Here is a 20,799-nt window from a genome sequence, read left to right as displayed (position 1 = left end):
GCCGGGCACGGCGCTTTTCGCAATGGATCATCCGCTTAACCGCCGCTGTCTGCGCAACCGTTGACCGATCAACTGTCGATCCGGGGGGCGCCCTTGCTATGCGCGGCTTCGGACGGGTCGGACCAGGTCAGGCGGAGGCTGACCTGGCATTGACCGTCCTCGCGTTCTGCCTTGATGCGGACATTCATCAGCCCGGCGGTCTTCAGCACGAGGTCGCCATCATCGTCGCCCAGGGTCATCTCGCCCTTGGAAACGCCCTTGGCCAGCGCCGTCAGCAGGGCCTTCACGGTCTTGGGATCCTGCAGCGATTCATGCGTGAAACGCCGTTCTGAATCGCTCATGGGTCGAGTCTCCTGTGTCAGCTCATGCGTTCGGGCGCGAAATGCTTGGCCCGCGGGTAATCCCTGCTGAGACCGATCACATCTCCGCTCGGAAAGATCAAGGTGGCCCCGGCGCCGATGCCCTCCAGCCCCTCCAACTGGCGCGAGGCCCGGTCGAGGGTCACGTCGCCTTCCAGGTGCAGCAAGCCGCATTTCGCCAGCAAGCGCTGGCCGCGGTGGTTGTTGACATGGCCCTGCACGACCATGTGGATGCCGGCGCGATGCAGGGCCGTGACGCCCGCGTCGGTCAGCCGGCAATCCGAGATCCGGTATTTCGTCCGCACCAGATTGGCGAGCGGCCCGAAGTAGAAGGCGGGCGATCCGACTTCGGCCCCGGCACGGTAATGCGCGTTGACCGCATCCGGGCCGTCGCTGGCCAGCAGGTCGCACATGCTGTCACACAGCCCGGCATGGACGAACAGGACCGAGCCCTGGCGCGAGACGACCTCCATCCGGTCAAAGAACCAGGCATAGGGGCCATCGGGGGAAAAGAAGATGTCGTGGCATTTCAGCGCCGCCGCCAGGATCTGACGGTGGCTCATGCCGCTGCGGGCGCGGTCGCGGTCGAACTTGGCCAGCTTTTCCTGCAGCTTGGTGACTTCCTTGCGGATCACGCGGGGGCGCAGGTCGGCGGCGGCGGCGCTGGCGAAACGGGCGGACCAGTCGGGCCCGGGCAGCAGACGGGCCTTGCAGGTGGCTTCGTCGGGCAGGGCGGCCAGATCGGCGGCGGTCACGTAGCGGTCCAGCACTTCGCGCAGGGCGGGCAGGATCTTGCGCCCCATGCGGGCGAACAGATGTTCGCTCAGCGGGGTGCGGGGTCCGCGCAGGGCAGCAATGGCCATGCGCATGCGCAGGTCGTGGTTGCCGGCCAGGATCTGCAGGTCCGCGCCGGTATCGCGCAACGCGGCCAGCGCATCCAGCAGATCGAGGTTGCTTGGACCCTTGTCAAAGGAATCCCCGCCCAGCACGATCTGCGCCCGGCGACCGAAGTCCGTCAGGGTGATGGCGCAGCCGTCCCGCCGGATGACCCCGGCCGCCCCGAGCGAGCGCAGCAGCCCTTCGGCATCCGCATGGGGGTCCGAGACAAAGATCACGGGCCGCGTGGGCCAGTGCCAGCCGCCATTGTGGCGGGCACGTTCCAGGCAGGCGGCGATCTGGGGATGGCGCCGGGTGCCGGGCCAGGGCGCGATTTCGCGCGGCAGATCCGTCAGGCGGGCGTCGGTGTCGAAAATCGGCGGCAGCAGATCCCGAACGGGATCGGCAAGGAGGGGGGCATATGCCAAGGTCGGACCTTTCCTGCGGCTCTGCTGGCGCATCCGGCTAGTCGGTCGGGTCCTCGGTCGGGATCCGGACCTTCCATGCGCCTGCCAAATGGTGCCATCTACCATCGGCTTCATGACACAGAAGTAACGGTCGGGCATGAAAGGTCGAGAGTTTGGGGATATCTTCTTTTTCCAGCACGCCAAGCTGGTGGCAGGCATGGCGGAAGGACGCTCCGTGGCCGACATGCAGAACCACCTGACCCGGACGCAGGGTGTCGCGCAGGTGGCGTGCGACGCGGGCGCCGGCTTCGGCAAGGCTTTCGGCACCTTCAAAGGGCAGGCGATAGGCGCTGTCGGATTTCCAGCCGGGGGGCGGTACCTCGTACCGGGGATCGGCCTGCAGGACCGCTTCGATTTCCGCGATGGTCAGGTTTGCCACCGCGCCGACGCTGCGTTCCCCAAGCGCCGAGGTCTGTTTGATCGGGTCCAGCGAATGGCCCTGCGCCCGCAGGCGCTCCAGAAGACCAGTCGCCGTCTGCCAGGCTCGCAATTGGCGCGAGGTATAGGCCTGTGGTGCAAGGGGCCGCGCGAGATCGGCCAACATCGCCGCGAGTTCCTGCGCGCCCTCGCAGGTCTGGTCCAGCCCGGCGTCGGTCAGGGCAAAGGGCTGGCGCGCCGACGGGGCGCCCTTGCGTTGGTGGTAATCCCCATGGCGCAGGAAGACGATATAGCTTGGCTCAGCCATCCAGCAGCGCCCGTCCCCTGGCCGCCAGAAGGTCGAAATCAATCCGGCCGGAGACTTCGCAGACCTGCACGCCCTGCAGGGCGGTCAGAAAGGCCGCCGGGTCCGGGGAGGCGCCATTGGGTTCGAAATGTCCGTCGGCATGTTGGTGGAAGGGTCCGGGGCTTTTCATGATCGCGCTCAGCAGATCGGGGCGCTCTGCCAGGGTGACGGGGGTCAGCCGGGTGTCGGTGCTGCTGTCGTGGCTCCAGTTCAGGACCCAGAAATCGGTCAGGCCACCGGCAAGGCGCATCCGGTCGGGGCCGTAGATCTCGGGGATGATAAGGTCGTGTTTCTCTTCCAGCGACCAGAGGTCCGCCGCCGGCATTGCCGCCAGTTCGGCGCGCTGCCGTTCCGGGATCAGCCCGTGCAGGCGCGGATTGCCAAGGATCGTGCCGGGGTTGATGCGCGGATGTTTCGGGATCCCAAGCGCTTGCGGCGGCATGCCCGCGCGCACCAGCAGGCGATCGTTGCTCATGAACCGCGCGCCGTCGATATCCATCATCCGGAGGATCGAGGTGGACTTGCCCCCCCCCGACAGTCCCGAGATCGCGAGGGTCTGCGCGCCCTTTGTCACCGCGGCGGCATGGCATAGCTGCCAGCCGTCGCGCAGGCAGGCCGACAGGATCTGCGTGTTGATGAAGTTGATGACCGTGCTGACATTATCCTCGAGCGGACCGAAGGCAACCGCCACGCCCGGCGCCTGCAGGAAGGTCACGCCGCTGCGCAGCTTGCAGATCAGCCGCCCGTCCAGAAGGTCGCGCACCGCATCCTTGCGCCCGGTCTTGCCGGGCTCGCGTTGCCAGTCGCTCCACTGCGGGGCCGGGTCCAGCGCCTGTTCAGGCAGCAGGTGAACCGGCAGGGCGCCGGGGTTCGGGCTCGCGCTGGCGGGCAGCAGCACATCGGCGAAGTATTCGGTCAGCGTCTCGCGCAGCCCCCCCGGACAAAAGACGGACACCGTGACCGGCCCGACGGTCAGGTGAAAGGGCCGGGCGTCTTCGGCCGGGGCCAGGTCGAGGGCGGCCAGAACATCGCTTGTGGTCTTCATGCGCCGATCTCCTGCAGGACATGATCCGCGACCAGGGCGGCGGCGTCGATGCCACAGCCCTTCAGCGCACCGCTGTAGCCGCCGAAGGCCGAGACCTCGAAGACGATAGGGCCTGCGCTGGTCAGGGCGATATCGACCGTGGTGAAGGTCAGGCCGAAGGGGGCCTGCGCCCGCCGGCCCAGGTCGATCAGTTCGGGGGTGGGGTCGAAGGCGGCGTATTTGCCGCCCGAATGGATGGTGGTGTTCCAGCTGCCGGTCTGGCTGATTCGCGCATAGGTGCACAGATAGTCGCCGTTCAGGAAGACCATGCCAAGGTCGGCCCCCGACAGATCGGCCTTTTGCTGGATATACATCACCGGGTTGGTGGCGTGGAATTCCGCGATCCTGTCGCGGGCGTCGGGCGCGTCACTGTCCAGCAGCATCATGCCCCGCGCCTTGGTCGAGAACAGCGGCTTGAACACCGCCGCGCCATAGCGCTCCAGCGCGGCGGCGGCAGCGGTTTCGCTTTCGGTGATGGTGGTTTCGGGCATCGGGATATCGGCCAGCCGCAGGGTCATGGTGCAGGCCAGACGGTCCATCAGGCGCAGCACGTTGACTGGCGGGCTGAAGATCCGCACCCCCGCCGCCTCGGCCATGCGCAGCATTTCCAGCCGGTCGAGCGCATCGGGGCTGTAATCCTCGGCGATCTTCTTCAGCACCAGCCCGTCAAGCTGACACAGGTCGACCCCGTCGCAGGTCAGCGTCCCGGCCCCCAGGTCCAGCACCGCCTGGCCCATGTCGACCACCTGGCGGTACCCGGTGCGGGCGGCCATGGCATCGGCCAGCGCCTCGGTCGACCATTTTTCGGGCGTGCCGATGATTGCGATTTTCCTAGTCACTGAACAGCATCCTCATGGGTAACCGGAACCGGGCTTCGCGCCCCTCGGGCACGGCAAGCGCGGAGTCCAGGATGTAGCGGGCGCGCAGGATCATCCGGCGCGCGTGGTCCTGGTCGACGACAAAGCGCGTCGAACTGGCAAAGGACCGGGCCAGCCCCAGGGCCAGCCGGTATTCGAAGGTCGCATCCTTGTGCCGCCGGGCGAATTTCGCCGCCATGCCATGCATGTCTATGGCCACTGCGGCGATGCGGGCGCGGGTGCCGGCATCCAGCACCTGCAGGCGGTAGTTCGACACCATGAAGACCGAAACATCCTGCACGTAATCCATGTAACGCGACCGGTGCAGGTCGATGAAGCGGATCTTGCGGCTGACCGGATCGTAGATCACGTTGTCGAGGTTGAAATCCCCATGGATATAGACCGAAAACGGCGCGGCCAGCCGGGCTTCGCGCCGGGCGGCGGCGGCGATCAGCGCGTCCATGCTGGGAATCTTCACGCCGTTCACGACCTGGCTGCCACGGGTGAAGCGGTGGTGCAGGCGATAGACATCGGGCATCCGCCGCGCCAGTTGGTCCATCGCCTTCATCTCGGCCGGGTCTGCGGTGCGCGTCTGGCGCCAGATGTCCCCGACGGTCTTGTGCAGGGCCTTCTGTGCCTCGGCGAGGGCGGCATCGCTGGACCCCAGCACGATATCCTCGAAGGTTTCGCCTTCCAGATGTTCGATCAGCATGGCAGCGGATTTGCCGCGCCGTTCATAGGACAGGATCTCGGGCGCGAGGCCGGGATAGACCGAGTTCCAGCTTTTCACCCCGACGCGCTCTTCCTTGACCTTGCGGCGGTCGCCGTCCTTGAATACCGCCGCCACGGTCTTGCCCTTGGCGTTGCGCAGGTTGACGCTGGAAATCGAACTGCCCGACCGGGTTTCGGCCAGCGGTTGCAGGGTGACCTCATCGTCGCTTCCGGCGTTGTCGAGCACGCTGCGCAGGGTGAAATAGCGTTCGAACTGGACCACTTGCCCGATGTTGATCGACAAAAGGGCCTCGCTGATCGCGAGCAGGGCCTCGCCCATGCGGTAGACCTCGTTCAGGGTCAGCAGGCCATGGGCCAGGTCTTCGGTGTGCTTGGTGCCCTGCATGTCGCGCGTATAGGTGCGGAACAGGCGGTCGTGGAATTCCGTGATCGCGTTGCGGGACTGGCCGATCTCGACCGCCAGCTTGCTGTTCGCGGCCTCCATTGCCTCGGGGATTCGGGCCACGGTGCGGCGCACCAGCTTGACCGGGGCGACATAGGTGTCGGTGCGCAGCAGTTTTTGCCGCTCGGCCCGTTCGGCATGCTCCACGGCGCGCCGCCCCAGCCGGGACAGCAGGTCGAGGTTGCGGGCAATGGTGTCGATCCCCTGCAGGCGCAGATGCTGGGCTTCGCTGCACTTGGGCCGCAACATGCCTGCGAGGCAGGCCTTGCGGACCCGCGCGGACAGGTTGTGCGAATAGCCCGCCCGCTGCACCAGTTGCAGCGCCAGGTCCCGACGCGGCCCGGCCAGGTAGTCGGCCAGCCGGCTCAGCTGGCCGTCGAGTTCGGCCAGCAGGAAGGACATGTTTTCGGCGACGGCGTCAGGACGCGGCACGGGCGCGCCTTTTCCCCATGCAGCGGACAACCAAAGCGGGCATCGGCCAGCTTTGCCGATTGCCGCAGCGGATGACACCCTTGGCCGTCTTGCCTATGTCATGTTTCATGATCATGGGTGCATATGCGCTTTTCGGCATCGGAATTCCAAGGTGCAATCAAGCCATTTCGACCTGACGGAGATGAAATTGTCATGACATCCATGCATGTGGAACGCGATCTGCGGCTTCCCGACGACCTGCGTGTTGCCCGCGCCCGCAGCGCCCCGCACCATGGACCGCGCCTGTTGTTCTTCAGTGGCGGCAGCGCGCTCAACGGCATTTCCCGGCAGATCAAGCACTATACCTTCAATTCGATGCACCTGATCACGCCGTTCGATTCCGGGGGCAGTTCGCAAAGCCTGCGACAGGCCTTCGACATGCCGGCGGTCGGGGATCTGCGCAGCCGCCTGATGGCGCTGGCCGATGAAACTGTCCTTGGTCAGCCGGATATATTCGCGCTGTTCAGCTACCGTTTGCCGAAAACCGGCCGCCCCGCCGATCTGCGGGCCGAGGTGGACCGGATCGTGACCGGAAAACACCCGTTGATCGCGGCGATCACCCAGCCGATGCGACGGCTGATCCTGACCCTGCTGGACAGTTTCGCCCGCGCCGTTCCGCCGGATTTCGACTACCGCAGCGCCAGTATCGGGAACCTGATCCTGGCGGGCGGGTACCTTGAAAACGGCCGCGCGCTGGAGCCCGTGCTGTTCCTGATGTCCAAGATGGTGGATGTGCGTGGCACCGTGCGCGTCATCGTCGACGACAACCTGCATCTGGGCGTTGATCTGGCCGACGGGCGCGAGATCATCGGCCAACGCCTGATCAGTGGCAAGGAAACCCCGCCGATCACAGCGCCGATCACCCGCTGTTTCCTGAGCGACGGACGCCGTGCGATCCCGGCCCGCAAGGTCCCCCTCCCCAAGCGGAACCGCCGGCTGATCGAAAGCGCCGATGTGATCTGCTATCCTCCCGGCAGCCTTTATTCCAGCGTCGTGGCGAACCTGCTGCCCGCGGGTGTCGGCGCCGCCGTCGCCACGCGGCGTGTGCCCAAGGCCTACCTGCCCAGTCTCGGCACCGACCCCGAAGCCCTCGGGCATGGGTTGGCCGATCAGGTGGCGGCGATCCTGACCCCGCTGCGGGCCGACTGCGGGCCCGATGTGCCGGTCAAGCGGTTGATGACCCATGTGATCTGCGATGTGTCCGTCCCCGAGGACGCCTGCGCACAGGTACGGACGCGCCATGGCATTCCCTGCCTGCGCCTTCCCCTGTCCTTGCCGGGCGAGGCGAAATACGATCCGGTCAAGGTCGCGCAGATCCTCGTCTCTCTCGACTGACAGCGGCGTTCCAGTCCCCGAAAAAGGATATCGACTATGAAGATCACCCGCGCGGGCAGCACCCCGTCCAGGCCCGGCAACCCGGAGTACTTTACCGGCCATGTGCGCCTTGATCCCCTGTTTCAGGCCGATGCGCCGGGGCGCAGCGCTGGCGCGCTGGTAACTTTCGAACCGGGCGCGCGCACGGCCTGGCACAGCCACCCGGCCGGGCAGACCATCCTTATCACTTTCGGCAAGGGCCGCGTGCAGCGTCTTGGCGGTGCGGTCGAAGAAGTCACGACCGGCGATGTGGTCTTCTTTCCGGCGGGGGAAAGGCACTGGCACGGCGCGGCCCCGGAAAACGCCATGTCGCATATCGCCATTCAGGAAAGCATTGACGGCGTGGCGGTCACCTGGATGGAACAGGTTTCGGACGCCGAATACGACGGCTGAGGCCTCAGACCCCGGCAGCGATGCCGCCCAGGAAGACCCGCAGCCCAAGATCCAGCCGGGCGTCGGTCACCGCGTCATCCGGGCGGCAGGCATCGTCCAGCAGGACCTCCAGCACGGGGACCTGGATCATGTCGCGCAGCAGCGCCGCTGCCGCGTCGGTATCCAGGGTCGCGGGCAGTTCCCCGCGCGCCACGCCGCGCTCCAACTCCTCGCGGATCAGGGTCCGAAATCGGCCCGGGCCGATTTCAAGGCAACGGCGGCCGATTTCGGGCGTATCGGCGCTGCACAGCATCGCCTGCCGCAGAATCGCCAGCGGCAGGTCCCAGCTGCCGTTGCGCTGGCGCGGAGTCAGCAACAAACGCAGGCGGGCTTCCAGGGGCAGGTCGTGCTTGTCGGCTTCCAGCGGTTGCAGGCATTGCGCAACAAGACGTTCCATATAAGCCAGCAGCAGGGAATCGCGATCCCCGAAGATGTCATAGAGGGTCCGTCGCGACATGCCGGATTCACGGGCAATGGCGCTGATGGTCAGCATCCGAACGCCGCCCGCGCCGAACAGGCTGTCCACTGCATCAAGGATCAGCTGACGTCGCTCGTCCGGCGAATAGACCACTGGCCGGCCCCGCATGCGGCAACCGCTGCGCGACGTATTTCGCCCGCAGGACGGCGCAATGTGCCGGTCGTCTTTCTTTTGCAGCATATGGGTCACCGTTTCGCCTTGGGCGTGGTTGAGCAGCATAATGGCCTTGCACTTCCACGGCGCCTCAAATTATGAGACTTCCAAGTCTTCATATTTTCAGATCGGGCCCGGCTGCAAGCCCAAAGGCCCAGACGCACAGCAAGGAGCCGGAAATGGCCCGAATTTTTACTGGCTGCCGCCCGGCCGCCCTGCTGGTGCTGGCCGCGATGGCCGGTTCCGCGATGCCGCTTCCGGGGCAGGCGCAGGGCATGCCCCCCGCCACGGTCACCGTGGTCACGATGCAACCGCAAAGCCTGACCCTGACGTCGACCCTGCCCGGTCGCGTCCGTGCCTCGGCCGAAAGCGAGGTGCGCCCTCAGGTCAACGGGATCATCATCGAACGGTTGTTTGCCGAAGGCACGCGGGTCGAGGCGGGCGATATCCTTTACCGGATCGACCCCACGACCTACGAAGCCGGCGTGGCTCAGGCCGCGGCCTCGCTGTCGCAGGCCGAAGCCCAGCTTGGCGCCACCGAGCGGGAATATGTCCGCGCCCAGGAACTGAGCACGCGTGGCGTCTCAAGCGAACAGGCGCTGGATGATGCCCTGTCCGCCCGCGACAGCGCCAGGGCCGCCGTCGAAGTGGCCCGCGCCCAGTTGCGTGCCACACAGATCGAGTTGGACCGGACCGAGATCCGTGCCCAGCTTGGCGGCCAGATCGGCCTGTCGGAGGTCAGCCAGGGTGCGCTGGTCACTGCCAGCCAGACCACGGCGCTGGCCACCATCCGGCGGCTTGATCCGGTGCATGTCGACGTGACGCAATCCGCTGCTGACCTGCTGGCCTGGCGGCGCGGCTCCGGCGCCACCCATGCGCGCGACGACAGTGTCGAGGTCTCGCTGACCCTGGCGGATGGCAGCATCTATGAACACACCGGCCTGCTGACCGCCGCCGAACCCCATGTCGATGAACAGACCGGGGTGATCCAGTTGCGGATGGAATTCGACAACCCCGACGAATTCCTGCTGCCGGGTATGTACGTCCAGGTCGAGATGCCGACCAATACCGTGGAGGGCGTGTTTCTGGCGCCTCAGGAAGGCGTGTCGCGGGACCGCGGCGGCAATCCGACCGCGCTTGTGGTCAATGCCGAAGGCGTCGTTGAGCCGCGCAACCTGACCGTCTTGCAGGACAACGGCAATACCTGGGTCGTGTCCGAAGGGCTGACCGCCGGAGACCGCATCATCGTCGAAGGGCTTCAGAAGGTCGCGCCGGGCGCGACGGTCAATGTCGAAGAACGCGCCGATCCGGCAACCGAGGCTGCCGATACCCCGTCTGATGCCTCTGCGGCCCCCGCCGCGACGCACGACTGATCCAAGGAGCCCTCGCAGCTTATGGCCCGTTTCTTCATTGACCGCCCGATCTTTGCCTGGGTGATCTCGATCCTCATCATGGGTGTCGGACTGCTGTCCATCCTCACCCTGCCGGTGGCGCAATATCCCCAGATCGCGCCCCCCACCATCGCCGTGCGCGCCGTCTATCCCGGTGCCTCGGCCCAGACCGTGGCCAATACCGTCACTCAGGTCATCGAACAGCAGATGACGGGGCTCGACGGGCTGCGCTACATGTCGTCCAATTCCAGCGCCGCCGGTGCGGCCTCTATCACCCTGACCTTCGAGACCGGGACCGACGCCGACATCGCCCAGGTGCAGGTGCAGAACAAGCTGAGCCAGGCCACCCCGCTGCTGCCCGAAAGCGTGCAGAGGCAGGGTATCCAGGTCGAGAAATCCTCGGCTGGCTTCCTGATGGTGATCTCGCTGATTTCCCGGGACGGCACGCAGGATGGCACCGACCTGAGCGATTACCTGCAGACCAATATCGTCGATGAGATGAGCCGCATCACGGGCGTCGGCTCGGTCCAGGTCTTCGGCTCGCCTTATGCGATGCGAATCTGGCTCGATCCGTCGCGGCTGTCCTCCTACGAGATCACGCCGGCGGATGTGGTGGCGGCGGTACAGGCGCAGAACGCCCAGATCTCGGCCGGGTCCTTCGGCAGCCGGCCGACGGCAGAGGGGCAGATGCTGAACGCGACGATCACGGCGCAATCGCTGCTGCAAACGCCCGAGGACTTCCGCCAGATCGTGCTGCGCGCGGAAACCGGCGGGGGGCTGGTGCTGCTGAATGACGTGGCGGATGTGGAAATCGGCGCGCAAAGCTACGATTTCAGCTCTCGCTACAACGGCCAGCCGGCAACCGGCATGGCGATCAGCCTGTCGCCGGGGGCCAATGCGCTGTCCACATCCGAAGCGGTCCGGCACCGGATGGACGAATTCGCCGAATTCTTCCCCGCCGGTGTCGAATACGTCATTCCCTACGACACCACGCCCTTTGTCGAGATCTCGATCGAATCCGTGATGCACACGCTGGTCGAGGCCATCGTGCTGGTCTTCCTGGTGATGTTCCTGTTCCTGCAGAACTTCCGTGCGACGCTGATTCCGACCCTGGCCGTGCCGGTGGTGCTGATGGGGACCTTCGGGGTCATGGCGGCACTTGGGTTCACCATCAACACACTGACCATGCTGGCCATGGTGCTGGCCATCGGTCTGCTGGTCGATGATGCCATCGTGGTGGTCGAGAATGTCGAGCGGGTGATGGCCGAAGAAGGGCTGTCGCCGCTGGAAGCCACCCGCAAATCCATGGGCCAGATCACAGGCGCCCTGATCGGCATCGCCATGGTGCTGTCGGCGGTCTTCGTGCCGATGGCCTTCTTCCCCGGCTCGACGGGGGTGATCTATCAGCAGTTCTCGGTCACGATCGTCTCGGCCATGGCGCTGTCGGTCGTGGTGGCGCTGACCCTGACGCCAGCGCTCTGCGCGACCATGCTGAAGAACACTGGCCATGCGGCGAAACGCGGCCCCTTCGGGCTGTTCAACCGGGGCTTTGACGGGCTGACCGGCGGCTATGCCGGTGCCGTGCGCTTCATCGTGCGCCGGCCCGTGCGTCTGGCGGTGATCTATTTGATGCTGGTCGCGGCCATGGTGTCGATCTTCATGCGCACACCCACCGGCTTCCTGCCCGACGAGGATCAGGGGATCATGTTCGTGATGATCCAGACCCCGACCGGGGCCACCACCGAACGCACCGAGGCCGTGCTGGAACAGGTCGAGCAATACTTCCTGACGGCCGAGGCCGAAAACGTGCAGGCGATCTTCGGCGTGGTCGGCTTCGGCTTTGCCGGTCAGGGGCAGAACATGGCCCTCGCCTTCGTGCGGCTCAAGGATTGGTCCGAACGCACCGATCCGTCGCAAAGCGTGCAGGCGATCAATGGCCGGGCCTTTGGCGCGCTGATGCAGATCCGCGACGCCATGGTCTTTCCGGTGGTGCCCCCGGCGGTGACGGAACTGGGTAATGTCTCGGGCTTTGACAGCTATCTGACGGCCCGTGGCGGCCAAAGCCATGACGAGCTGTTGCAGGCGCGCAACCAGCTTTTGGGGATGGCGGCGCAAAGCCCGCTGATCGCCTCGGCCCGGCCCAACGGGCTGGAGGATGCGGCGCAATACAACCTCGACATCGACTGGCGCAAGGCGGGGGCGATGGGGGTGACCGCAACGGATGTCAGCAGCCTGATGTCCACCGCCTGGGCCGGCAGCTATGTCAATGATTTCGTCGATGGCGGCCGGATCAAGCGGGTCTATGTGCAGGGCAACCGGACCTCGCGCGCGACGCCCAAGGACACCGACCTGTGGCGGGTGCGCAATGCCTCGGGCGGGCTGGTGCCGCTGTCCAATTTCTCGACCGGGGATTGGGAAATGGGCGCGCAGGGCATTTATCGCTACAACGGCGTCCCGGCGATGCAGATCCAGGGCTCTCCCGCGCCGGGGGTCAGCTCCGGCGAAGCCCTGGCGGAGATGGAGCGCCTGGCCGATCAGTTGCCCCCCGGCTTTGCGCTGGAATGGACCGGCCTGTCGCTGGAGGAACGCGATTCCGGCAACCAGGCGGCGTTGCTTTACGGGCTTTCACTGGCGGCGATCTTCCTGTCGCTGGCCGCCTTGTACGAAAGCTGGACGATCCCCTTCGCGGTCATGCTGGCGATGCCGATCGGGGTGCTTGGTGCGCTGGTTGGGGCCTGGCTTGGCGGATTTGAAAACGGGGTCTTCTTCCAGGTCGGCCTGCTGACGGTGATCGGCCTGACAGGGAAGAACGCGATCCTGATCGTGGAATTCGCCCGCGAAAGGCTGCAGGACGGCGAAGACCTGCTGACCGCCACGATCGAGGCCGCGCGCCTGCGGTTCCGTCCGATCATCATGACCTCCATGGCCTTCTCGCTTGGGGTGCTGCCGCTGGTTCTGTCGACCGGCGCCGGGGCCGGCGGGCGCAATGCCATCGGGGCGGGGGTGCTGGCGGGTACGATCTCGGCCACGGTGCTGGGGGTGCTCTTCGTGCCGCTGTTCTTCGTGATCGTCATGCGACTGTTCGGATCCCGCAAGGTCCGGCAAGAGGCCCGCGCGGCGGCGCGCGCCGGCTGAACGGCGCGGGTTTTTCTGGCCTGTCGCAACAACAAGGGTCCGGTTTCCGAAAGGAGGCCGGGCCCTTGTGCTTTTCGCTCCGCGTGATCCTGTTGAACTCGTCGGGGAACAATGGTCAAGATGCTGCCAGTAGATCCCGGGACCATGCTGATGCGGGCGCTGGCCCCCGCCAAGGCTGTCGCGATGATCGCCGGCTTGCCCGCACAACCAACTTATCCATAGGCCCGAGACACCCAAGAGGACACACCATGAGCACCCCGAAACTGCCCCTTTCCAAGCTGCGCCGCCTCGGCGACACGATCTATCTGTCAGGCGAACTGGGCTTTGACGACGCAGGCAAGATCCCCGAGGGGATCGAGGCCCAGACCACCAATTGCCTGAACCGCATCAAGGCGACGCTGGAAGCCGAGGGGCTGAGCCTGGCAAGCGTCGTTTCCTGCACCTGCTACCTGACCGACGCGGGCGATTTCGCGGCTTTCAACAAGATCTATGCAGAGACCTTCGCCGATCCTTTGCCGGTGCGCACCACGGTGCAAAGCGGGCTGATGATCGACGCGAAGCTCGAGATCACGGTCATCGCCCAGGCATGATGACCCTGCCGGGGCCGGGCGCCCCGGCCCTTGCGCGAAAGGCATGCCAATGACGGAGATCCTTGTTCTTGGCGCCGGGATGGTCGGTGTCTCCACGGCGCTGGCGCTGCAGGCGCGCGGCCATGCGGTGACGCTGGTCGACCGGCGGCCGCCGGGGCAGGAAACCAGCCATGGCAATGCCGGGATCATTCAGGTCGAGGCCGCCGAACCCTATGCCATGCCACGCGATCTGGTGACGCTGCTGCGCTATGGTCTGGGACGCAGCAATGACCTGACCTATTCGCTTGCCGGTGTCGGGGCCATGGCCCCGGCGCTGTGGCGGTATTTCCGTGCTTCGGCGCCAGCCCGGCACAAGGTGGCCTCGGCCAGTTACAGCCTGTTGACCCGGCGGGCCAATCGCGATCACCAGCCGCTGATCGCTGCCTCGGGGTCGGAAAATCTGATCACCCGTGACGGTCTGGCCGTCCTGCTGCGCGACAGGGCCACCCTTGATGCCGCCGCGGCGGAGGCAGAGCATCTGCGGGCCGAATATGCCGTCGGTTCGCGGATCGTGGACGGCGCCGCCTGGCGGGCCGAGGAACCGGCCCTGCGCCTGACTCCGGCGGGCGTCGTGCATTACACCGACTGCTGGAGCGTCTCGGATCCCGGCGGGCTGACGGCCGCCTATGGTGCGCTCTTCGAAAGGCTCGGGGGGCGTTTCCTGCTGGCCGATTCCGATGGCCTCGAGCGGCGCGACGGCGGCTGGCGCCTCGATACCCCTGAGGGCGCGGTGGATGCGGAACAGGCCGTGATCTGCCTCGGTCCCTGGTCCGGGGTCTTCCTGCGGCGCTTCGGCCTGCGGGTGCCGATGATCCTGAAGCGCGGTTATCACGCCCATTACGACGCGCCCCTGCGCCCGCGCCGCCCCTTCGTGGACGCGGCGCATGGGGTGGTTCTGTCGAACATGCGCAAGGGGCTCCGGATGACCAGCGGCGCGGCCATCGTGGCGCAGGATGCCGTCGCTGCCCCGCGTCAGCTGACCCGCGCCGAAGCCGCCGTCGACCCCCTGATCGAGCTTGGCCCGCGTGTCGAGGAACCGCAATGGTTCGGCTCCCGTCCCTGTTTGCCGGGGATGTTGCCGATGGTGGGGGCCTTGCCGGGCCAGCCGGGCCTCTGGGCGAATTTCGGGCATGGGCATCAGGGCTTTACCCTTGGTCCGACCACCGCTGCCCTGCTGGCCGAAGCCATGGCGGGCGAAGGCGGCGCGCTGCATGACGTGTTGAGCCCCGCAACCCAGCTGGGCTGATTGTGCCCGGGTTTACGTCCCGAGTCGGAAGGCCCTGAGCCGGGGCATTACGCGGCCCAGTTCCACCGGCGCACCGGCACCGAAGCCCATGTAGACGTCCCGGAACAGGTCGAACAATTCGTCATAGGCTGCGACCGCTGCGGGCCGGGGCGTAAAGACGCGGGCTTGCGGTGCCAGCCGGGTCTGCGCGGTGGCGATATCGGGCAGGGCCCCGCAGGCGACCGAGGCCATGATGCAGGACCCGACCCCGGTGGGCGAGCTTTGCGGCACCAGCACGGGCCGGTTCAGTACATCGGCATAGACCTGGTTCAGCACGTCGTTCTTCTGGGGAATGCCGCCGCCATTGATGACCCGGTCAATCGCCATGCCGCAGGTCGCCATCCGCTCGTGGACGATGCGGGTGTGCATCGCCATGCCCTCGATCGCTGCGTGCAACTCGTCCTCCGCGCCATGGCCCAGGTCCCAGCCAAGCGTGATCCCGCCAAGGTCGGAGCGCACCAGCACGGTGCGGTCGCCATTGTCCCAGGGCAGGCGCAGCAGACCGGTCTGTCCGGGGCGGTAGCTGTCCAGCCCCTGCATCAGGTCGGGCAGGTCGCGCCCGGCCCGCCGGGCGATGGCCTCGAATATGTCACCGGTGGCGGATTGTCCGGCCTCGATCCCGGCGCTGTCGGGGGTGACGCTGCCGGGGACGACGCCGCAGATGCCTGGCACCGGGCGCACATCCGCAGGGGCGATGGCGATGAAACAGGTCGAGGTGCCCACCACATTGACCACGTCGCCCATCTGTCCACCGCTGCCAAGCGCGTCCCAATGGGCATCGAACGCGCCGAAGGGGATCGGGATACCGGGCTTCAGCCCCATCCGAGAGGCCCATTCGGGGGCGAGATGACCGGCAATTTCCGGTGCGCGGCCAAAGCGGCCCTGAAGCTTTTCGTTGATCCCGTCGAGCAGGGGATCGACACGGGACAGGAAATCCTGTGCGGGGTAGCCGCCCCATTCCGGGTTCCACATCCACTTGTGCCCCATGGCACAAACCGAGCGCGGGACATCCGCCACCGCGCGCAGGCCCGAAAGGGTCGCGGTCACCATGTCGCAATGTTCCAGCGCGGTTGCGACCCGGTCCCGCTTGTCGGGGTTGTGGCGCAGGAAATGCAGCAGTTTCGCATAGCCCCATTCATGGGAATAGGTTCCGCCGCACCAGTCGAGCGCCGGCAAACCTTCTTCACGGGCCAGGGCGGTGATTTCCTTGGCCTCTGCATGGGCGGAATGGTCGGCCCAGAGATAGTAATCGGCCAGCGGCTGCAGTGCCTCGTCGACGATCACTACGCTCGATCCGGTGGTATCGGCGGCAAAGGCGGCGACGTCGTTCCCGTCAATCCCGGCGGCGGTGATGGCCGCACGGGTGGCGCGGACCAGGGCGGCCATGTGATCGGCGTGTGACTGGCGCGCGATCAGCGGATCAGCGGGATCGCGGTGCAACGGATAGCTTTCCGCGACCGAGGCGACGGTCTGGCCGCTGTCGCACTCCATCAGGGTGACGCGCACGCTGAGCGTGCCGAAATCGGCGCCGGCAACATAGGTCATCGGAGGTCCTCAGTTCTGGCCATAGGTCGCATTGGCCCCATGCTTGCGGCTGTAATGCCGGTCCAGCAGGCTTTTGGAAATCGGCCCGACCGCAGGCGCTATGGTCAGCGCATGCCAGGCCATCTTGGCAACCTCTTCCAGGATCATCGCGTTCAGCACGGCCATTTCGAGGGTCTCGCCCCAGACGAAGGGCCCGTGCCCGGCGACCAGGGCTGCCGGGACCTCGAGCGGGTCGCGGCCCGCAAAGGCCTCGACGATGACATCGCCGGTGGCGGCGACATAGCGGGTCTCGATCTCTTGCGGGGTCAGGTTGCGGGTCACCGGGATCTCGCCGTGAAAGTAATCGGCGTGCGTCGTGCCAAGCGGGATGATCGGATGCTGGGCCTGGGCCATGATCGTCGCAAAGGTCGAATGGGTGTGGATGACGGCCCCGATGCCGTCGAAGGCCCGGTAAAGGGCCAGGTGCGTGTCCAGGTCCGAAGACGGGCGGAAACGGTTGTCGCGGGGCCGGCCGTCCAGATCGCAGATCACCATGTGTTCGGGGGTCATTTCCTCGTAGGGGACGCCGCTTGGCTTGATGGCGATCAGGCCGCTGTCCCGGTCGATGCCGCTGGCGTTGCCGAAGGTCGCCTTGACCAGCCCGTGACGGACCGTGGCAAGGTTCGCATTCAGGACGTCGGCTTTCAGGGCATCGAGGATCATGTCGGTCATCCGGTATCAGGAAACGGGAAAGGTGGCGCGCCGGTCAGGCGGCGCGCCACGGGGTGGAGGACTTAGCGCTTGGCGGTCCAGCCCTTGTAGTCGGCAAGGTTGTCGGCGGTGATCAGCATCGGCTCGATCAGGATCGTCGGTTCTTCGGGGGTGTTGCCCAGGAACAGCTCATACCCGAGGTCCAGCGCCTGGCCGGCCATGGTGTAGGGATCCTGCGAGGCCGAGGCCTTGAACAGCGAATCCGGGTCGGCAAGGCTTTCCTCGGTATCCGGTGCGCCGTCGACGCCGGTGATGATCAGGTCGGTCCGTCCCAGTTGCTTGGCGGCCAGTTGCGCGCCAAGGGCCATCGGGTCGTTGGCACCGAAGACGGCGTCGATGTCGTCGAACCGGGTCAGCAGACCCTGCATGACCTGCAGACCACCGTCGCGCGACCCCTGGCCGTTCTGGTCATCCGACAGCACGGTGATGCCGTCATTGGCCGCGAAGACATCCGAGCAGCCCTGGAAACGGTCGTTCAGCGACGACGAGGACGGGCCCTTGATGATGGCGACATTGCCTTCGCCGTTCAGCTGATCGACGATGTATTCGCAGGCCTTCTGACCGGCGGCGATGTTGTCGGTCATCACGGTGACATCCGCGCCGGGGGCGGAAACGTCGAAGGCGGCGATCACGATGCCGGCCTTCTTGGCGCGCATGACGGCCGGGGCGATGGCCTCTTCGTCGACGGCGTTCAGCATGATGATGTCGACGCCCTTGGCGATGAAGCTGTCGATCTGGCTGACCTGCTTGTTCAGATCGTAATCCGCCGAGACCGAGGTGATGTCGACATCGGGATTGATCTCGTGGGCGCGGTCTTCGATGCCCTTGATGGTGGCGACGAAGAACGGGTTGCCCAGCAGGCCGACCGAGATACCGACGCTTTCCAGCGTCTTGTCCTGGGCCTGTGCCGCGGTAGACAGGCCACCGGTCATGGTCATCGCAAGGGCCGTGCCCAGCATGAGAGTTTTGGTAAGGTGCATTGTCTTCTCCTCCTCAGATTGAAATGCGGGTCGTTCGGAAATCACGTGCGGCCATTGCCCTGCAGGCGGTAGCGGTCCAGGGACACCGCAGCGATGATGACAAGGCCCTTGATGATGAACTGCCAGATGTCCGAGACACCGGTCAGGATCAGGCCATTTGACAGGACGGCGATGATCAGCGCCCCGACCAGCGTGCCCCAGATGGAGCCGACGCCGCCGACAAAGCTGGTCCCGCCAAGGATGACGGCCGCGATGGCGTCAAGCTCGTATGCCTGGCCAAGCTGCAGGCCGTTGGCCGCGTAAAGCCGGGCGGCGGACATGACGCCGCCAAGGCCCGACAGCAGACCCGAGGCGCCGTAGACGAACATCAGCACCAGCGACACCTTGATGCCGGTCAGCCGGGCGGCTTCCTGGTTGCCGCCGACGGCATAGATCCAGGTGCCCAGCACCGTGCGCCGCAGGATGAACCAGGAGACGATGATGACCGCCAGCGCGATCAGCGCCAGGATCGGAATGCCGAGGACCGAGCCGTTGCCGATCACGGCGAAAGGCAGTTGCCCGTTGAAGACCGTGGTGTCGTTGCCCATCAGCCGCGCGACCCCGCGCACCGCCGTCAGCGACCCCAGCGTGACGATGAAGGGCGGCAGCGCCAGCAGGGCGATCAGCGCCCCGTTCGCCAGACCAAAGATCAGGCCCAGCCCGACGCCGGCCAGAATGCCGACCCAGCCGAGGCCCGGCACCAGCGACACGATCATCGCTCCCATGGCCGACGCCGCCAGGATCGAGCCGACGGACAGGTCGATGCCGCCGGTCAGGATGACGAATGTCATCCCTGCCGCCAGCACGACGTTGATCGAAGCCTGCTGCATGACGATGGACAGGTTGTTCACCGACAGGAACTTGCCTGTCAGAAGCTGGAACCCGATGGCCAGCAGGATCAGCACCGGCAACATGCCGAGCGCCCTGATCATGGCCTTCGTGTCGAAACCGCGCCGCGGCTCTTGCGGATCAGCGATATTGCTCATGTCTGGGTCTCCTCCTCAGAGCCGTTCTGATGCGCCGGCTGGGGCATTTTGTCTGGCGGGATCGCGATCTTGTGCAGGCTGGCCTTGCGGGCCGGTCGCGGGGCCGGTGGACAGCCGCATGATCGCTTCCTGTTCGATGGGCCGCCCGGCGGCGGGCAGGACCTCTCCGGCGATGACACCTTCGCGCATCACCAGAACACGGTCCGAAACGCCGATGATCTCGGGCAGCTCGCTGGAAATCATCACCACGGCCAGCCCCTGCTGGGCCAGCGCGTCGATCAGCCGGTAGATTTCGGATTTCGCGCCCACGTCGACACCGCGCGTGGGTTCGTCGAGGATGATGACCTTGGGCTTTGCCTCCAGCAGGCGGGCCAGAAGCACCTTCTGCTGGTTGCCGCCCGACAGGGCGCCGACGGTGACGCGGGGCGATTGCGCCTTGATCCCGAGGTCCTCGAAGGCCTTCCGCGACCGGGCGAGGGCCTTGTCGAACCGTCGCAGACCCGCCGTGCCCGCATCGGTTTCCATCACGCACATGTTGATGTTGTCCGAAATCGTCATGTCGAGGAACAAGCCGAGCGCCTTGCGGTCTTCGGTCAGGTAGACGATGCCATGAGACAGCGCCTCGCGCGGGGATTTCGGGGTCACCTCGCGACCGTCCAGCATCACCTTGCCCGAGGTTGCGGGATCTGCGCCATAGATCAGCCGGGCCAGTTCGGTACGACCCGAGCCGACCAGACCGGCGATGCCAAGGACCTCTCCGTGGTGGACCTGGAAAGAACAATCGCGCACCAGGTCCGCGTCGCTCATGCCCTCGACGGACAGGACGACATCGCGGGCGCCGGTATGGGGCTTGTGGTCCTTGGTGTAGAAGGTCGACATGTCCCGCCCGACCATCATCGAGACCAGCCGCTCGGCGCTCAGGTCCTGCTTGTCCAGCGTACCGACATAGCTGCCGTCACGCAGGACCGAGCACCGATCCGAAAGGCGATAGATCTCTTCCATGCGGTGCGAGATATAGATGACGGCAATGCCTTCGGCCTTCAGCCCGGCGATCACCTCGAACAGTTTTTCGGTTTCGCGGCTGGACAGCGACGTGGTGGGTTCGTCCATGACGATGATCCGCGCACGGGTCGCCATGGCGCGGGCGATCTCCACCAGCTGGCGTTCGCCCAGGGAAAGCGAGGCCACCCGCGTGCGCGCATCGAAGCGGACGCCAAGCCGTTTCAGGATCGGGGCGGTTTCGCTGCGCATGGCGGCGCGATCCACGATGCCCCGGCGGGCGCGTTCATTGCCCAGAAAGATGTTTTCGGCCACGGTCAGGTTCGGCGACAGCGACAGTTCCTGGTAGATCACGGCAATGCCATGTGCCTTGGACACCTTGGGATCCCCGGTCGCCATGGCCGTCCCGTCGATCCGGATCTCGCCCCCCGCATCGGGTGTATAGGCCCCCGACAGGATCTTCATCAGCGTCGATTTCCCGGCGCCGTTTTCGCCCATCAACGCATGGACCTCGCCGCCATGCGCGGTCAGCGACACGTTGGAAAGCGCCCGGATCCGGCCAAAGGTCTTGGAGATGCCGCGCATTTCGAGCATCGGAGTATTCTGCATCG

Annotated in this window: 18 protein-coding genes; 6 read left to right on the top strand and 12 right to left on the bottom strand. The window is 66.0% G+C overall.

Annotated features, from left to right (window positions below):
* Positions 1-68 precede the first annotated feature (68 nt).
* From PSAL_RS18975 to PSAL_RS18950, 6 genes are read right to left on the bottom strand one after another with little or no spacing between them, the layout of a single operon-like run.
* Positions 69-341 (bottom strand): amphi-Trp domain-containing protein, encoded by a 273-nt coding sequence (locus PSAL_RS18975; RefSeq protein ID WP_119840909.1) that lies wholly within the window; start codon positions 339-341, stop codon positions 69-71.
* Between the two features lie 17 nt (positions 342-358).
* A complete protein-coding gene (locus PSAL_RS18970) occupies positions 359-1,663 on the bottom strand; it encodes a metallophosphoesterase (protein WP_119840910.1) in 1,305 nt (434 codons plus the stop codon).
* 37 nt (positions 1,664-1,700) lie between these two features.
* Positions 1,701-2,387 (bottom strand): histidine phosphatase family protein, encoded by a 687-nt coding sequence (locus tag PSAL_RS18965; RefSeq protein ID WP_119840911.1) that lies wholly within the window; start codon positions 2,385-2,387, stop codon positions 1,701-1,703.
* Complete coding sequence (locus tag PSAL_RS18960; protein WP_119840912.1) at positions 2,380-3,471, bottom strand: HprK-related kinase B; 1,092 nt, start codon at positions 3,469-3,471, stop codon at positions 2,380-2,382. The genes PSAL_RS18965 and PSAL_RS18960 overlap by 8 nt, the downstream gene beginning before the upstream one ends.
* Positions 3,468-4,349, bottom strand: coding sequence for a GAK system ATP-grasp enzyme (locus PSAL_RS18955; protein WP_119840913.1), 882 nt, complete (start codon positions 4,347-4,349; stop codon positions 3,468-3,470). The genes PSAL_RS18960 and PSAL_RS18955 overlap by 4 nt, the downstream gene beginning before the upstream one ends.
* Positions 4,342-5,973 carry a phosphotransferase gene (locus tag PSAL_RS18950; protein WP_119840914.1) on the bottom strand — a complete coding sequence of 544 codons (1,632 nt, stop codon included), beginning with the start codon at positions 5,971-5,973 and terminating at the stop codon, positions 4,342-4,344. Before PSAL_RS18950 ends, PSAL_RS18955 begins: the two co-directional genes overlap by 8 nt.
* A gap of 192 nt (positions 5,974-6,165) precedes the next feature.
* Between PSAL_RS18950 and PSAL_RS18945 the strand changes: the two genes are divergently transcribed.
* The gene (locus PSAL_RS18945; protein ID WP_119840915.1) at positions 6,166-7,347 is read left to right on the top strand and encodes a GAK system CofD-like protein; all 1,182 of its coding nucleotides are present in this window, start codon (positions 6,166-6,168) and stop codon (positions 7,345-7,347) included.
* A gap of 36 nt (positions 7,348-7,383) precedes the next feature.
* A complete protein-coding gene (locus PSAL_RS18940) occupies positions 7,384-7,779 on the top strand; it encodes a (R)-mandelonitrile lyase (protein ID WP_119840916.1) in 396 nt (131 codons plus the stop codon).
* A gap of 4 nt (positions 7,780-7,783) precedes the next feature.
* Here the strand turns inward: PSAL_RS18940 and PSAL_RS18935 are convergent, their stop codons facing one another.
* Positions 7,784-8,476 (bottom strand): TetR/AcrR family transcriptional regulator, encoded by a 693-nt coding sequence (locus PSAL_RS18935; protein ID WP_196222905.1) that lies wholly within the window; start codon positions 8,474-8,476, stop codon positions 7,784-7,786.
* A 152-nt stretch (positions 8,477-8,628) separates the two neighbouring features.
* On the opposite strand from PSAL_RS18935, the gene PSAL_RS18930 reads away from it, so the two are divergent.
* The 4 genes from PSAL_RS18930 to PSAL_RS18915 all read left to right on the top strand — a co-directional run bounded on the left by PSAL_RS18930 (position 8,629) and on the right by PSAL_RS18915 (position 14,850).
* Positions 8,629-9,822: an efflux RND transporter periplasmic adaptor subunit gene (locus tag PSAL_RS18930; RefSeq protein ID WP_119840918.1), complete on the top strand. Its 1,194-nt coding sequence runs from the start codon at positions 8,629-8,631 to the stop codon at positions 9,820-9,822.
* Positions 9,823-9,843: 21 nt separating this feature from the next.
* Positions 9,844-12,975, top strand: coding sequence for an efflux RND transporter permease subunit (locus tag PSAL_RS18925; protein WP_119840919.1), 3,132 nt, complete (start codon positions 9,844-9,846; stop codon positions 12,973-12,975).
* A gap of 248 nt (positions 12,976-13,223) precedes the next feature.
* Positions 13,224-13,565 carry a RidA family protein gene (locus tag PSAL_RS18920; protein ID WP_119840920.1) on the top strand — a complete coding sequence of 114 codons (342 nt, stop codon included), beginning with the start codon at positions 13,224-13,226 and terminating at the stop codon, positions 13,563-13,565.
* Positions 13,566-13,614: 49 nt separating this feature from the next.
* The gene (locus PSAL_RS18915) at positions 13,615-14,850 is read left to right on the top strand and encodes an NAD(P)/FAD-dependent oxidoreductase (RefSeq protein WP_119840921.1); all 1,236 of its coding nucleotides are present in this window, start codon (positions 13,615-13,617) and stop codon (positions 14,848-14,850) included.
* A 12-nt stretch (positions 14,851-14,862) separates the two neighbouring features.
* On the opposite strand, the gene PSAL_RS18910 is transcribed toward PSAL_RS18915, so the two are convergent.
* The 5 genes from PSAL_RS18910 to PSAL_RS18890 form a co-directional block, all read right to left on the bottom strand.
* The gene (locus PSAL_RS18910; protein ID WP_119840922.1) at positions 14,863-16,434 is read right to left on the bottom strand and encodes a ribulokinase; all 1,572 of its coding nucleotides are present in this window, start codon (positions 16,432-16,434) and stop codon (positions 14,863-14,865) included.
* A gap of 9 nt (positions 16,435-16,443) precedes the next feature.
* Positions 16,444-17,136, bottom strand: a complete 693-nt coding sequence (gene araD / locus PSAL_RS18905; protein WP_196222906.1) for an L-ribulose-5-phosphate 4-epimerase AraD — start codon at positions 17,134-17,136, stop codon at positions 16,444-16,446.
* 71 nt (positions 17,137-17,207) lie between these two features.
* Positions 17,208-18,164 carry an ABC transporter substrate-binding protein gene (locus tag PSAL_RS18900; RefSeq protein WP_119840923.1) on the bottom strand — a complete coding sequence of 319 codons (957 nt, stop codon included), beginning with the start codon at positions 18,162-18,164 and terminating at the stop codon, positions 17,208-17,210.
* Positions 18,165-18,205: 41 nt separating this feature from the next.
* A complete protein-coding gene (locus PSAL_RS18895) occupies positions 18,206-19,189 on the bottom strand; it encodes an ABC transporter permease subunit (protein ID WP_119840924.1) in 984 nt (327 codons plus the stop codon).
* A 15-nt stretch (positions 19,190-19,204) separates the two neighbouring features.
* A complete protein-coding gene (locus PSAL_RS18890) occupies positions 19,205-20,797 on the bottom strand; it encodes a sugar ABC transporter ATP-binding protein (RefSeq protein ID WP_119840925.1) in 1,593 nt (530 codons plus the stop codon).
* Positions 20,798-20,799: the final 2 nt, after the last annotated feature.

It is taken from the genome of Pseudooceanicola algae (assembly GCF_003590145.2).
GTDB classification, from domain to species: Bacteria; Pseudomonadota; Alphaproteobacteria; order Rhodobacterales; family Rhodobacteraceae; genus Pseudooceanicola; species Pseudooceanicola algae.
This window is presented reverse-complemented; position numbering and strand designations above follow the sequence as displayed.

Coding starts and splice junctions, on each gene's coding strand:
- PSAL_RS18890 (WP_119840925.1), bottom strand. CDS start 20,797: ATGCAGAATACTCCGATGCTCGAAATGCGCGGCATCTCCAAGACCTTT.
- PSAL_RS18895 (WP_119840924.1), bottom strand. CDS start 19,189: ATGAGCAATATCGCTGATCCGCAAGAGCCGCGGCGCGGTTTCGACACG.
- PSAL_RS18915 (WP_119840921.1), top strand. CDS start 13,615: ATGACGGAGATCCTTGTTCTTGGCGCCGGGATGGTCGGTGTCTCCACG.
- PSAL_RS18910 (WP_119840922.1), bottom strand. CDS start 16,434: ATGACCTATGTTGCCGGCGCCGATTTCGGCACGCTCAGCGTGCGCGTC.
- PSAL_RS18945 (WP_119840915.1), top strand. CDS start 6,166: ATGACATCCATGCATGTGGAACGCGATCTGCGGCTTCCCGACGACCTG.
- PSAL_RS18925 (WP_119840919.1), top strand. CDS start 9,844: ATGGCCCGTTTCTTCATTGACCGCCCGATCTTTGCCTGGGTGATCTCG.
- PSAL_RS18935 (WP_196222905.1), bottom strand. CDS start 8,476: ATGCTGCAAAAGAAAGACGACCGGCACATTGCGCCGTCCTGCGGGCGA.
- PSAL_RS18975 (WP_119840909.1), bottom strand. CDS start 341: ATGAGCGATTCAGAACGGCGTTTCACGCATGAATCGCTGCAGGATCCC.
- PSAL_RS18920 (WP_119840920.1), top strand. CDS start 13,224: ATGAGCACCCCGAAACTGCCCCTTTCCAAGCTGCGCCGCCTCGGCGAC.
- PSAL_RS18900 (WP_119840923.1), bottom strand. CDS start 18,164: ATGCACCTTACCAAAACTCTCATGCTGGGCACGGCCCTTGCGATGACC.
- PSAL_RS18930 (WP_119840918.1), top strand. CDS start 8,629: ATGGCCCGAATTTTTACTGGCTGCCGCCCGGCCGCCCTGCTGGTGCTG.
- PSAL_RS18965 (WP_119840911.1), bottom strand. CDS start 2,387: ATGGCTGAGCCAAGCTATATCGTCTTCCTGCGCCATGGGGATTACCAC.
- araD (WP_196222906.1), bottom strand. CDS start 17,136: ATGATCCTCGATGCCCTGAAAGCCGACGTCCTGAATGCGAACCTTGCC.
- PSAL_RS18960 (WP_119840912.1), bottom strand. CDS start 3,471: ATGAAGACCACAAGCGATGTTCTGGCCGCCCTCGACCTGGCCCCGGCC.
- PSAL_RS18940 (WP_119840916.1), top strand. CDS start 7,384: ATGAAGATCACCCGCGCGGGCAGCACCCCGTCCAGGCCCGGCAACCCG.